Source organism: Larkinella fluvii, assembly GCF_051857545.1.
GTDB lineage: Bacteria > Bacteroidota > Bacteroidia > Cytophagales > Spirosomataceae > Larkinella.
In genome coordinates, this window is record NZ_JBPZHB010000002.1 from 611,001 (window position 1) to 624,909 (window position 13,909).

A 13,909-nucleotide genomic window follows, 5' to 3' on the forward strand; every position below is an offset into this window, starting at 1 on the left:
TAATTTCCGACTACCATGACACCAAAAACCTTTCTTTTCAGTGGCCTGATTGTGCTAATTGGCGCTTTTTCGGCGTTGGGACAATCCTCGGCAACGGCCAATTCCGACACCGCGTATAACCGGGTCGTTATCGACCGGGCTGCGAAGATTGTGGCCACGCTGGACCTGAGCGAACCTGCAAAATCGCTCCGGGTTCGGGAGCATATCGCGCAGCAATACCGGGATCTGAACACCATTCATGAACGGCGGAAAGAAGCGATAAAAAATCGGATTGAAACGGCACCGACAGCGACTAAACTTGCCGAAAAAGAAGAGCTGGAAGGTGAAATAACCGGCGAATTAAAAATACTGCACACGGAATTTCTGACCCGTTTAGCCGCTGATTTAAACAGCCAGCAAATCGATCAGGTAAAAGACGGTATGACGTACAGTGTCCTGCCGATAACTTTCAAAGGATATCAGGCTATGCTGCCTGATTTAACGGAAGCGCAGAAAAAGCAAATTCTGGCCTGGTTGACCGAAGCCCGGGAGCGGGCGATGGATGAAGGAACCTCGAAAGAGAAACACGCCATGTTTGGCAAATACAAAGGGCGGATCAACAACTACCTGTCGGCGGCCGGAATCGACCTGAAACAGGCGGGCAAAGCCTGGGAAGAACGCATTGCGAGCGAGGCCGAAAAGGCCCGGAAACAGTAACCAAGTCAATCCTTTCCAACCAACCGGGAGGTTCTCTGCACCTTCCCATCCTTTCAACCCTATGACATCGGTTTTACGAACGAAAACAATCCTCCTGCGCACCGGCAGGTTGCTCTGCGTACTGACGCTGGGATGGCTCTCTGATGCGGTTTGCTATGCCGCAAACACCGGCGGGAAGGTTGCGCTGGCGGCTTTTAAACCGGCGTCTCCCCTGGAAAACATTACGGGTGTTGTGAAAGATGCCAAAGGCGAACCGCTGCCGGGCGTGAACGTTCTGATCAAAGGCACCAAAACCGGTACGGTTTCGGACATCAAAGGAACGTTTCGGCTGAATCTGCCGAAGGGCGACGAAACATTAATTTTCAGTTACATCGGTTTCAAAACCCAGGAAGTTCCGGTCAGAGGACGCACGACGTTTGCGGTGCAACTGGAAGAAGACGCGGCTGCATTGAGCGAAGTTGTGGTGGTGGGCTACGGCGTTCAGAAGAAGGTCAGTCTGACGGGAGCCGTTGCCACCATCGATATGAAAAGCGTTCAGGATCTGCCCGTTAACAGTTTGTCGGCCGCGCTGGTGGGCCAATTGCCGGGCGTTGGCGTTTCGGGTGGAACCAGCCGACCGGGTGAAAATGCGCAGATTACCGTTCGGAATCCCATCGTTTTATCAAAAGACGGCGGAACGCTGCGGCCCTTGTATGTCATCGACAACGTGGTGCGCTCGGAAGATGATTTCAACGCCCTGGATGTGTCGGAGGTGGAGGCCATTTCGGTGCTGAAAGACGCGGCTGCCGCCATTTACGGGGCTCGGTCCAATCAGGGCGTGGTGGTGGTGTCGACGAAGCGCGGAAAAGCCGGAACGCCCAAATTCAGTTACAGCGGTTCGACCGGTATTTCGGATGCCCAACTGCCAACCATGATGAATGGGTTTGAGCACGCGACCTACCTGAACGACGTCAATTATGCCGCCGGCCGACTCCCGACCGACCCGCTCATTTATACGCCCGACGAACTGGCGCATTTCAAAAGCAACAACACCGACTGGCTGCGGCAGGCCTGGAAACCGTCGACCGTTCAGCGCCACGCCCTGAACGTGAGTGGTGGCAACGAGAAAGCGACGTATTTCGCGGGGGCTTCCTACAACGCCCAGAATGCCAATTTCGACAACATCAACTCGGGCAAGTGGACGTTCCGGGCCAGCGCGGACATGCAGGTGACGAAAAACCTGAAAGCCGCTCTGTCGTTGAGCGGGGATCTGTCGGACAAGAAAATGTATTACCTGAAACAGGGGGGCGAAAACGCGGAAAACGACATGCGCAGCCTGTTGTATACGCCCCAGTTTGCTCCGCCGTATGTGAACGGCCTGCCGGTTTTGCTGTCGAATGGCGGTTCCAACGATTTTGGCGCTTTTCACTTTTTCGAGATTCAGAAATCCAACAATTATACCCAAACCCGCAGCAGCGGCCTGAACATTACTGCCAACCTAGATTATTCCATTCCGTTTGTACCCGGGCTGAAGGCTCGGGTGCTGTATAGCCGAACCGTCGATAACAGCTTCGGAAAGCAATACGGAACAAAATACAATGTCTACAACTTCTCGATGCTGGGCGACCACAAGCACATTTACGGGGGTGATGTCCTCAAAATCGTTACGCTGAACAACGGCGACCGTGTGCGGGCCAATCCCGGTTATACGGATACCTACCAGCTCAACGGGTATCTGAATTACGACCGGCAATTCGGGAAACACCAGGTGTCGGCCATTGCCTTCTTCGAGCAGTCGGAAACCCACGCCGACAACATTGCGGCCATGGCCGAGGGCGTCATCATCGGCGGGCTGGACAACATGCGCTACGCCACCGGCACACAGACCACGACAGAAACGCAGTCGGAAGTCGGTTTTCTGTCCTACGCCGGTCGGATCAACTACAATTACGCCAATAAATACCTGTTTGAAACCGCCATCCGGTACGATGCTTCCACCAAGTTTGCGCCCGAATACCGCTGGGGACTTTTCCCGTCGTTCTCGGCAGGCTGGGTGATTTCGGAGGAGCCTTTCTTTCGAAATGGCGTTCGCTGGGTCGATTTTCTGAAACTGCGCGGCTCGCTGGGTTTTCTGGGCGGAGATGCCACCAAACCATATAACTGGCTGACCAGCTACGCCATCCAGACGGGAAAAGGGGCGGTTTTTGGCGGGAATGCCGACCGTCCGCTGATCGTATCACCCAACAACGCGATGGCCAACCGCATGGCGCGTTGGGACGATAACACGAAATACAACATCGGGATCGATGCGCAGTTCCTGAAAAACCGCCTGTCGCTCGGTCTGGATGCGTTCTACGACCACCGCTATAACATGCTGACGTCGCTGACCTCGTCAGTTCCGCTATTGGTCGGGGCCACGTTGCCGTCTGAAAACTACGCGACCGTCGACGGTTTCGGGACGGAGATTTCACTGGGCTGGAGTGATAAAATTGGCAGCGACTGGTCCTATAAAGTCAATGGTTTTTTCACCTGGAGCGATAATAAACAGATCAAAATCGATGTCGATAAAGGCAAAATTGGCACCTTCGAAGATCCCCTCGGCAAGTCGTCGGACATGGGCTTCAAGGGCTATAAATACCTGGGGATGTTCCGAACCCAGCAGGATGTGGACTCGCATTTGGAAAAATACCCGGGCTATACCATTTTCGGCGCAGTTCCCAGACCGGGGATGTTGTATTACGAAGATGTGCGTGGCCCCAAAGATGCGTCGGGGCAGTTCACGGCACCCGATGGAAAAATCACCGATGCCGACATGCAGTTTCTGACGAAAAAAGCCAATAACCACTACGGTTTCGGGTTCAATTTCAGCACTTCGTACAAAGGGCTGTCGGTGGCGGCTGTCATCAGCGGCTCGTTTGGCGGCCAGAGTTCGGTCGAATCGTCGGCCCGTTCGCAGGCCACGCCCACCGCCAACCGTCCGCAGTTCTGGGCAAACCACTGGACGCCTGAAAATCCGAATGCCGCCTATCCAAGTCCCTATTATCGGGATAATTACAACGTTGAGTCCGACTTCTGGTTCCGGAGTTCCACGCAGGTTTCGGTGCGTAACGTCAATATTTCGTATGGCTTGCCGACCGGTTTTACCAGTCGGCTGGGTCTGAGCAATGTCCGGGTCTATCTGGTGGCGACCAACCCGCTCAATCTGTACAATCCGTTCGATTACAAAACGTATGCGGGCAATTACGACGCCTATCCGGTGCTGCGCTCTTTCTCACTCGGTCTTAATCTTGGCTTGTAACCTTCGACACCATGAAACTCATTCCTAAAATTGTTGCCGTATGCTGTTCGTCGCTGGTGCTGACCAGTTGCATGGAGGTGCTCGATAAAACCGACCTGGGTTCGACCAGCGGGGCGTTGATCTTCAACGATTCGACGCTCACCCAGATGAACCTCGATTTCGTCTATGACCAGAATTTACCCACCGGTATTGCGACCCTGGGGCCGGGGAATCCGAGCGTTACGACCCTGTCGGATGAGTCGTTTGGCGAAAGCAAACTGCTGGAAGGCTCGCTGCTTATCAATGAAGTGGGGGATTTTGGAACGGCGCTGAGTGCAAGCAACAACTATGGCAAAATCCGGGTCATCAACATGTTTCTGAGCGATGTCAACGCCGGAAGTTTGCCGCAATACACAAAAAACAAACTCCGGGCGCAGGCGCAATTTTTCCGGGCCTGGCGGTATTTCGACCTGGTGCGGTTGTACGGCGGTGTTCCGCTGGTGCTGACGCCCCTGGCGGCTGTGGGCGTCGAAGCCCGGGACAAAGCGTTTTTACCCCGCAATAGCACGACCGAATCCTTTGCGTCCATTGTGAAAGACCTGGATTCTACCATCGCATCGGTGCCGGGGCGCTGGAGTTCGTCGGCCGACTGGGGCCGCATTACGAAAGGAACAGCAGCAGCTCTGAAGGGGCGCGTGTTGCTGACGGCCGCCAGCCCGCAGTTCAATCCGGGCGATGCGGTGGCGAAATGGCAGACGGCGTATGACGCCAACAAACAGGCATTTGATCTGCTGACGGCCAACGGCTACGGCCTGCACGCGTCGTTCGATCAGTTGTGGTTTCAGGAAGTCAACAACCCCGAAGCGGTATTTGTGACGGGTTTCAATACGTCTACGGGCGACCAGACTCGCAAGAACAATGGCTATGACAACGCGACGCGCCCGTCCTACACTGGCACGAGTGGCGGATCTAACCAGCCGTCGTGGGAGATGGTAAAAGCCTTCCCGATGCTGGACGGCAAAAAACCGGGTGAATCGACGAAATATACGTATACGGATCAGTTGTTCTACAAAAACAGGGACCCGCGGTTCAACAAAACCATTGCTTACAACGGGGTCAACTGGCCCCTGAACGGCAACAATTCGTACAAGCTCTGGACGTATTTTGCGGGCGGAAAAACCGTGGAGCCGAAAGCAACAAACACCGGTTTTTACACCCGGAAAGCCGTCAACCCCACCCCGGCGATTGGCGACGTGCAGTTTTCGGGCACCGACTGGATCGAAATCCGGTTTGCGGAGGTGTTGCTGAATCTGGCCGAAAGTGCCGTTGGTATTAATAAACTGGACGAAGCCTATACGAAGTTGATAGCCATCCGGAAACGGGCGGGGATCGAAGCCGGTACCGACGGTTTATACGGGTTGAAAGCCAACATGACCCGGGCCGAGTTGTTCAGTGCGATTCTGGACGAACGGCAGATCGAGTTTGCTTTTGAAGGCAAGCGGTTCTGGGATTTGCGTCGCTGGAAACTGATCGAGAAAACCCTGAACGGAACCCGGAGGACGGGCGTGACGATCAGCCTGAAAACGACGGGCGTTCCGGCGGATTTTGCCACTACCCGCGACAACATCAACCTGGACCTGGCCTATACGAACTATTTCACGCTGGAATTCAAGCCGTTGGATACGAAATATGCCATCAACTGGAAACCGGCATATTACTTCTTCGCCATTCCACAGTCGGCCATCGACAACAACCCCAAACTGATTCAGAACACCACCTGGGGCGGGGCGTTTGATCCGTTGAAGTAACAACCGCCGACCGGGGCCGAAGCCCCAGTCGGCGGTGATCGTAAAGCAGGAAAATGAGTTTGATGAAATTTCAATGAGAAAAAAACGCCTGTTCCTAAGCATTTGTCTGACGGTTTTCACCGCCATCGGTACGTTGGCTGAGTCAGGAATTTACCACAATGTGATGGCCTACGGCGCGAAAAATGACAGCAGCCAACTCGCGACAACGGCCATTAAGAAAGCCATCGATACGGCGGTGAAAGGGGGAGGAGGGACGATTTATTTCCCGCCCGGCAAATACAAAACAGGTCCGATTCATCTCAAAAGCAACATCACCATTTTGATCGATGCCGGGGCCGAACTCCATTTCAGCGACAATTTCGATGACTACCTGCCGATGGTTTCTTCACGTTGGGAAGGGACGGATGTGACCAATTTCTCCCCGCTTTTCTACGCCTATAAAGCCGAGAATATTGCCATCCGGGGGCGGGGGCTTATCGACGGACACGGCAAAAAATGGTGGAAGTATTCGGAAGTGACGGTGAAAACCTCGCCGGGGTCGAAATGGCAGGACGAATTTCATCGACTGAACAAAGACATTCTGCGTCCCGACTTGCCGGGTTGGGTGGAACGCGGTTTTCTGCGGCCCCCGTTCATTCAGCCCATGCACTGCAAAAATGTACTGATCGAAGGCATTACCATTCGGAATTCACCGTTCTGGACCGTTAACCCCGAGTTTTGCGAAAACGTGACGGTCACCGGAGTCACGATTACCAACCCGCCTTCACCCAATACCGACGGCATCAACCCCGAATCCTGCCGGTACGTACACATTTCCAACTGCCACATCAGCGTGGGCGACGACTGCATCACCATCAAGTCAGGGAAGGACCGGGCCGGCCGGAAAATGAATGTGCCAGCCGAAAACTACACCATTACAAATTGCACCATGCTCTCCGGACACGGGGGTGTGGTCATCGGCAGCGAAATGTCAGGAGGTGTTCGCAAAATCAGCATTTCCAACTGCATTTTCGACGGTACGGATCGCGGCATTCGCATCAAAACCGCCAGGGGACGCGGGGGTGTAGTCGAAGAAATCCGCGTCGATAACGTCATCATGAAGAACATTCGGGAGCAGGCCATCGTTCTCGACATGCACTACGCCAAAACGCAACCGGAACCCGTTTCCGAACGGACACCCGCTTTTCGAAACATCCATTTCAGTAACATCACCGCCGAAGCCAAACAGGCGGGGTATCTGAGTGGCCTGGAAGAAATGCCGATCGACAACATTACGTTTACCGATCTCAATGTGACATCAGAAACCGGTTTTTTGATCAGGGAAGCCCGCAATATCGAATTTCATAACGTCTCCGTCAGCACGAAGAGTGGCTCCGCAATGATTGCCGAGAAGGTAAAAACGCTTGAACTGGATGGGCTAAAAACCGCTAATCCGCATCCCGGTACGCCGGTGGTGGAACTGATCAATGTGGAAGATGCTTTCGTCCATAGCTGCTTCCCGAAAGCGGGTGCCGAGGTGTTTCTGAAATTGACCGGTACACAAAACCGGGACATCACCGTCAGCGGCAACAACTTCCGGCATGTGAAAACGCCGGTGTTGAAGGAAGGAAAACCGGAGAGTTTGAAGATTGATTAAACCGGTTTTTCCGAACATTTATCGTGGAAGAAAACAAGGATAGAATGAAAATAGCAGCCCACGGTTGAAACCGTGGGTTCAAAGCAATTTTCCAATTTTCACAAACTGTTTCAACGGTTTTGGCATCCTGAAACCGTTGAAACGGTTCTCACCAATTTTAGGATGTTTTCCCGTTTTCCCGGATTAAAATCCGGGGCTATTTTTTCAATCGTCTGATTTTTTTGTTTCAAATTATCTTCAACTCGCCATTCAGCCGATACGTTTTCCCTTTTTCGGTGGTCAATTGCACCTGTTTATCGCCATATCGAAGCACACAGGGCTGTCCGGCTTTCGACATCACCTCAACCCCGCTCAGTTGCCCATTTTGCCAGCGGATGTTCAGCACAAAACCGCCGTGGGCACAAATCCCGTTAATATGACCCGTTGGTAATTCAGACGGCAGGGCCGGGAGCAGATCGATCGTTTTACCCTGACTTTGCAGGATCATTTCGCCAATGCCGCTGGCACCCCCAAAATTTCCGTCGATCTGAAACGGCGGATGCGCGTCGAACAGGTTGGGGTAGGAGCCGCCACCCGTAATCCCTTCGGGCGAAATGGCGGGGCGAAACAGCAGTTTGAGCATGGAATAGGCGTGGTTGCCATCGCGGAACCGCGCCCAGAAATTGACTTTCCAGGCCAGACTCCAGCCCGTTCCTTCGTCGCCCCGTTCCAGCAGCGACTGCCGGGCGGCTTTCATCAGCTCGGGCGTTTCGTCCCAGGTGATGTCGGTGCCGGGGTGAACGCCCCAGAGGTGCGACACGTGCCGGTGGTGGTCGTTCGGGTCGTCGATGTCCGGCAGCCATTCCTGCAACTGGCCCCGTTTGCCAATCTGGTTGGGCGCAATCTGGCCATATAGGGTTCTGAGCGTGTCGCGGAACGCGGCATCGGTGCCGAGAACTTCGCTGGCGGCAATGCAGTTTTTGAACAAATCCCGGATAATCTGGTGGTCCATCGTCGGCCCGGCCACCAGGCCGAGGTGTTCGGGCGAGTTGGAAGGTGTGCTGATGAGCCAGCCGGTTTTGGGGTCTTTGACGAGGAAATCGACAAAAAACTGAGCCGCTTCTTTTAAGATCGGATAAGCCCGGTTTTGCAGAAAATCCCGGTCCTGCGTGTAGCGGTAATGTTCCCAGAGATGCCGCGACACCCAGGCCCCACCGCTCACCCAGATGCCGTGGTTCGACGCATTGATGGGGGCCGTTCCGCGCCAGAGGTCGGTGTTGTGGTGGAGCACCCAGCCCCGGGCGTTGTAGTGTGCTTTGGCGGTTTTGCGACCCGATTCCACCAGCTCGTCAATGGCCGCAAACATCGGTTCGTGGCAGGCCGACAGGTTCAGCATTTCGGCGGGCCAGTAGTTCATCTCGAAGTTGATGTTTGTCGTGTATTTGCTGCCCCAGGGCGGGGTGAGCAAATCGTTCCAGATGCCCTGCAAATTGGCCGGCCGCGTTCCAGGTCTCGAACTTGAAATCAGCAAATACCGCCCGTATTGTACGTAAAGCGCGATCAGCGCCGGATCGGCGGCTTTCTCGAAGCGTTGCAATCGTTCGTCGGTCGGGAGTTGTTCATTGGCGGTGTGACCCAGATCCAGTGAGAGGGTGTTGAAATAGGATTGGTAGTCCTGGATATGAGCGGTTTTCAGCGCGGAGAATGACTTGGCGCGGGCGGTTTGCAGCGGTTTCTGGCTTAGTGTGGCCGGGTCGCCGGAAACATCTTTGAAGTTCTTGAAGTTAGTCCCCGCCGTCAGGAACAGCGTGGCTTCGTCGGCCCCCGAAATGACGATTCTTCCATTCGAAACGGTGATTTGACCTTTTTGCGTCCGGATATGCAATCGACTTTCGCCTTGCAAAGCCCCATTTTGCACCTGAACCGACAACGCAAGGGTCTGGTTATCCATCCTGCGAACCGATGCGCCTTTGTGCGGACTGGTTAGCGCGGCTTCAAAACTGATTTTCCCCGGCTGGCTGGCGGTCAACTGAATGGCAATGATCTGATCGGGGGCGCTGGCGAGGTATTCACGGGTAAACGTTACGCCGTTGGACGAATAGGTAACGCGGGAGAGAGCGGTTTTTAGATCCAGTTCCCGGCGGTAGTTGACCGGTTTTTCTGAGCCTTTAAAATGGAGCCACAGGTCGCCAAAGGGTTGATAATCGGCCTGATAGCGGGGTGATGCCGGGGGCGCGTCATCCTGAACCCAGTATTTGAATGGTCTGGAAAGGGCAACACCGTCGGCCGGTTGCGAACCTTCGGGGTAAACGACAAACGTGGGCTGAGCGGTTTTGACCCCAATAAAACCGCCTTTGTCGAACCAGTTGATGACCTGAATCGCCAGATGATTTTTCCCCGCCCGCAGTTTTGCCGCCGGAATTGTATACCGCCGGTTTCTGGCAATGCCTTCGTCGGAACCGACCAGTTCGCCGTTCAAATACGTAAAATCCTGATCACGGATGCGGCCCAGATCCAGAATCACGTCCTTACCCGCCCAGGCGTCGGGCAAATCGAACGAGGTACGAAACCAGACCGCGCCATCCAGGCCCTCCAGTCCGGCCCGTTCCCAGCCTTCCGGAGTGGGAACGGACATGGTTTTCCAGGAACGGTCATCGAACGAAACCGCTGCCGGATTTGATTTCTCCAGCTTGCGGACACCCGCAAACCAGGCGGTTTTCTTCGGCGTATAATCCGATTCGTTGCTTTGCCGCCCCATGAACTGTTCCTGCGCCAGTTTTTCGGCTTCGGCCTGTTTGCCGACAGCGAGTAGCTGGCGAATTTGGGGCAAGTACTGAGCCGCGCCTTCGCGCTGGTACTCACGCGGTTCGCCGGTCCAGAGCGTTTCTTCGTTGAACTGAATGTGGTCCGTTTGAACGCCCCCGAACACCATGCCACCCAATCGCCCGTTACCGATGGGCAGCGCTTCCACCCACTGACTGGCGGGTTGTTTATACCAGAGCGTAAGCGGTTGTGGACTAGATTGTTGAGCCTGGGTTGTTCGTGAAAAACAAGTGGCTAAAAGGAATAAGAAGGCGGTTTTTTTCATAACAGGAACGGTTGACCGCTAGTGAAAAGCAAGATACAGAATCCCCATCGTGATCATCAGCGAAATCCAGGCAATCCAGACGCGTCGGGTCGGTTTGATGCGGATCTCGGACGCAAGGGGTACGTAGATGGACGGATTTTTATCGAATATTGAAATCAGAGTGGCTGTGAGCAGTAATACCGCAAAAATAGAAAAGGAAACCAACAAATAGTGGGGCCAGAAAGGGTATTGGTCGGGCGGTAACACCCACAAATACAGAACACCAACGCCCAGACTGAACGCCGAACCCACGGATAAAATGGCGTTAACGGCGGTGCGCGTGGTGCGTTTCCAGAAAACCGTTAGCAGAAAAACCACCGACAGGGGCGGGGCAATAAACCCCAGCACCGACTGAAACACGTCGAACAGATTCAGCCCCTTGATGCTGTCAATCGCCAGGGCCATCAGCACGGCAAAACCGCAACCCACCACCACGGTCAGCCGCCCGACTTTGATCAATTGCTCCGTACTGGCGTCAGGATTGATTTTCTTGCGGTATACATCCATCGTGAAAACCGTACTCAGCGAATTGAGCGACGAGCCAATCGTGCCGACCAGAACCGCAATCAGCACCACAATCACCAGCCCGTTCAGGCCGGGCGGGAACAGGTGTGTAACCATCGTCATGTAGGCTTCGGCGGGGTCTTTCAGGTTCGGAAACAGAATGAAACAGAGAATGCCGGGCAGAATAAACAGCGGTAAGGAGAGGATTTTGAGCCAGCCGATGAAGTTGACACCCAACTGCCCCTGCTCCAGATTTTTGGCTCCCAACACCGATTGCACCATCGCCTGATCGGTGCAGAAAAAGGCGATGGCGGCCACCGGATACCCCAGCAAAATAGCGGGCCAGGGATAGCTCGGATCGCTGGCTGGGTGAATCAAACTCCAGTACGAAGCGGGTGCTTTCTGAAAAACCGCAGCGAGTCCGCCGACTTTGTTGACGCCGAGAATCGTGAGCGTCAACGACACGCCAATGAGCAGAAGCATCTGGAAGACATTCACGCGGGCAATGGCTTTCAGGCCACCCGAATAGGCGAAAAGTCCCGCAAACAGCACCAGCACTGTAACCGACTGCACCATGGGAATGCCCAGAATCTGCCGCACCAGAAAACCGCCCGCGAACAGGCCCAGCGATAGCCACGAAATCAGGATTTTGATCAGGGCATACCACGCCAGAATGGTCTGCGTCGATTCGCCGTAGCGTTTCCCCATAAACTCGGGCATGGTCGAGACGTTGGCGCCCAGGTACTTCGGGGCAAAAACGATGGCGAGCAGGAATAAAAACACAAAGGCGTACCAATCGAAATTGATGGCGACAATGCCCGTGCTGTAGCCGATGCTTGCAAACGCCAGCAGCATCGAAGGCCCCACGTTGGTCCCCCACATGTTGAAGCCAATACTGGCCCAGCCCAGCGATTTGTTCGCCAGAAACAGCGTCTCGTCTTCGCCTTTGTTTTTCGGCACACTGGCGCGGTACCCAATCACCGCCAGAATAGTTAGGTAGGCCAAAACGATGCAATAATCCAGGACGGTCAGGCGGTCGATGAGGGAGGTCATGGGGAGGAAAGATGTTAGGAAAGTCCAAACGGTACCAATACATTTGAAAAGACCTTTGGAATTCTTAAATTCGTATAAGTGAAAAAGCAACGCAGATCAGGCCTTGATTTTGAAATAGACAGACTAACAAATTCGATTGAAAACACCCTGACTGGCGAGGTTTTCGATACAGAAATTAGTAGGCTGACTGACAAGGATACAAGACAGATTAAGCGGGCTGACTGGCTTTTTAATTGGCATAAAGAGCTTAGGGATAAGGCTAAAGAAGTTTATAAACTAACGACCGTAAATAATCCTACCATCATTCAGGGGCTTGTTAGTATTGAAGACAAGCAAGACCATGTTTTTATGCATTTGATTGAGAGTTCCAAATTCAATAAAGGGAAAAACAAAGTTTATTTTGGGGTTCCGGGAAATCTCGTTGCTTATGCCTGTAAAGTTTCAGTTGACAAAGGCTATGAAGGCTTTATTGCTTTTGATGCGAAGTCCGCTTTAATCAAACACTATCAGGAATCGCTTCTGGCTACTCATTTTCGTGGATTACGAATGTTCATAGAAACTAGCGCAGCCTTGAGACTTATTGCACACTATTTTAAAAGTTAAGACGATGGGACTGATAAAAGAACCAATAGATATTGATCTGTCAACCAAGTCTGAACCGTGGACGGAGCAGGAACTTGTGGAATTTCGGGAAATCATGCAACAGATTAAGACTCGAAATGCCAAGCGAAAAAAACGAGTGTTACAGCTTAAAAACACGGGTAGACAAACTGCCTAAATAGCAGACCTACAACCCATATTCGCTCAAAATGTCCCGTATTTTCACCGGTTTTCCGGTTTGCAACGATTTGTCCATGGCCTGAAGCAGGGACACCGTGCCGATGCCTTCGCGGATGTCGGGATAGGCCGTTTGCCCGGATTCGAGGCAGGTCGCGAAATAATCGAGGTAATTCTGGTACTCACCCGCGTGGTGGCTTTTGCCCTCAAACCGGAAATAGTGTTTCAGCTTGTGTTCCCAGGTCTGCACGATTTCGTCGCCGGTGTTGGTCGTGATCGCGTAGCGCAAATCCATGTAGTCGGCCTGACTACAGCCTTCCGTACCGCGCAGAATGCAACTCATTTCGGAATCACGAACAACGGGTTGAACGGGTCCGGTGTAGGCCCCGCTGACGCGGGCGATGCGTCCGTCGGTGGCTTTGAAAATGAAGTGCATGGTGTCGTCGTTTTTCAAACCGCCTTTCCGCCCGTTGGCACTGAGCATACCGTAGCCCATCACTTCCTCAATGTCGGGCAAATACCAGCGGATGAAATCGACCGGATGGCTGAGACCGCCATACAGCCATTTGAAGGTATTTTCGAGCGACCAGCCTTTGGCCAGAAACCAGCGGTGGTCGGCGTGGTAATAGCCTTCGATGGTGATTAATTCGCCGATCAAACCCGCTTCAAAATCCGCCCGCTGCTTTTTCATCGGTTCGAAAAACCGGGAACTTTGCCCAACGAACACTTTTTTGCCGGTTTGCTCACTGAGGTCGATCAACTCTTTGGCTTTCGACAAATCATCGATGAACGGTTTGGTGCAGACCACGTGCTTGCCGTGCAGGAGTGCCTGTTTGGTGTGTTCGGCGTGGAACTTATCGGGCGTGTAAATCGCGATGACGTCAATCGTCGGATCGTCGAGTAAATCCTGATAGTTGGTCGTATAGTGCTGAAAATCAAATTCTTTGGCCCGTTGCTGGCACAGTTCCAGTTTCTGATCGCAGACGTTTACCAGTTCGTAGTTCGGGCTCGATAAAGCCGCCGACATGGTGCTGCGTCCTTCGCCTAATCCTAAAATTCCTAATCGTAGCATG

8 protein-coding genes are annotated in these 13,909 nt (G+C 53.5%); 5 read left to right on the forward strand and 3 right to left on the reverse strand.

The genetic code is table 11. From position 1 onward, the window contains the following. Positions 1 to 15 precede the first annotated feature (15 nt). From ACS5NO_RS06550 to ACS5NO_RS06565, 4 genes are all read left to right on the forward strand, one after another. Entirely contained in the window at positions 16 to 696 is a 681-nt protein-coding gene (locus tag ACS5NO_RS06550) for a DUF3826 domain-containing protein (RefSeq protein ID WP_439414380.1), read from the forward strand. 61 nt (positions 697 to 757) lie between these two features. Beyond that, positions 758 to 3,973, forward strand: a complete 3,216-nt coding sequence (locus ACS5NO_RS06555) for a SusC/RagA family TonB-linked outer membrane protein (protein WP_439414381.1) — start codon at positions 758 to 760, stop codon at positions 3,971 to 3,973. Between the two features lie 11 nt (positions 3,974 to 3,984). Continuing rightward, positions 3,985 to 5,760 (forward strand): RagB/SusD family nutrient uptake outer membrane protein, encoded by a 1,776-nt coding sequence (locus tag ACS5NO_RS06560; protein WP_439414382.1) that lies wholly within the window; start codon positions 3,985 to 3,987, stop codon positions 5,758 to 5,760. A gap of 73 nt (positions 5,761 to 5,833) precedes the next feature. Next, complete coding sequence (locus ACS5NO_RS06565; RefSeq protein WP_439414383.1) at positions 5,834 to 7,396, forward strand: glycoside hydrolase family 28 protein; 1,563 nt, start codon at positions 5,834 to 5,836, stop codon at positions 7,394 to 7,396. Positions 7,397 to 7,622: 226 nt separating this feature from the next. Here the strand turns inward: ACS5NO_RS06565 and ACS5NO_RS06570 are convergent, their stop codons facing one another. Next, the gene (locus tag ACS5NO_RS06570) at positions 7,623 to 10,463 is read right to left on the reverse strand and encodes a glycoside hydrolase family 95 protein (RefSeq protein ID WP_439414384.1); all 2,841 of its coding nucleotides are present in this window, start codon (positions 10,461 to 10,463) and stop codon (positions 7,623 to 7,625) included. Between the two features lie 18 nt (positions 10,464 to 10,481). Then, positions 10,482 to 12,059, reverse strand: a complete 1,578-nt coding sequence (locus ACS5NO_RS06575; RefSeq protein ID WP_439414385.1) for a sodium:solute symporter family transporter — start codon at positions 12,057 to 12,059, stop codon at positions 10,482 to 10,484. A gap of 78 nt (positions 12,060 to 12,137) precedes the next feature. Here ACS5NO_RS06575 and ACS5NO_RS06580 point away from each other — a divergent pair, with 78 nt between their 5' ends. Further along, the gene (locus ACS5NO_RS06580) at positions 12,138 to 12,662 is read left to right on the forward strand and encodes a hypothetical protein (protein ID WP_439414386.1); all 525 of its coding nucleotides are present in this window, start codon (positions 12,138 to 12,140) and stop codon (positions 12,660 to 12,662) included. A gap of 184 nt (positions 12,663 to 12,846) precedes the next feature. Here the strand turns inward: ACS5NO_RS06580 and ACS5NO_RS06585 are convergent, their stop codons facing one another. Next, complete coding sequence (locus tag ACS5NO_RS06585; RefSeq protein ID WP_439414387.1) at positions 12,847 to 13,908, reverse strand: Gfo/Idh/MocA family protein; 1,062 nt, start codon at positions 13,906 to 13,908, stop codon at positions 12,847 to 12,849. Between the last annotated feature and the right edge of the window lies 1 nt (position 13,909).

Bases quoted from the DNA above. Each gene is read 5' to 3' on its own strand.
- ACS5NO_RS06565 (WP_439414383.1), top strand. From the start codon at position 5,834: ATGAGAAAAAAACGCCTGTTCCTAAGCATTTGTCTGACGGTTTTCACC.
- ACS5NO_RS06585 (WP_439414387.1), bottom strand. From the start codon at position 13,908: ATGCTACGATTAGGAATTTTAGGATTAGGCGAAGGACGCAGCACCATG.
- ACS5NO_RS06575 (WP_439414385.1), bottom strand. From the start codon at position 12,059: ATGACCTCCCTCATCGACCGCCTGACCGTCCTGGATTATTGCATCGTT.
- ACS5NO_RS06560 (WP_439414382.1), top strand. From the start codon at position 3,985: ATGAAACTCATTCCTAAAATTGTTGCCGTATGCTGTTCGTCGCTGGTG.
- ACS5NO_RS06555 (WP_439414381.1), top strand. From the start codon at position 758: ATGACATCGGTTTTACGAACGAAAACAATCCTCCTGCGCACCGGCAGG.
- ACS5NO_RS06570 (WP_439414384.1), bottom strand. From the start codon at position 10,463: ATGAAAAAAACCGCCTTCTTATTCCTTTTAGCCACTTGTTTTTCACGA.
- ACS5NO_RS06550 (WP_439414380.1), top strand. From the start codon at position 16: ATGACACCAAAAACCTTTCTTTTCAGTGGCCTGATTGTGCTAATTGGC.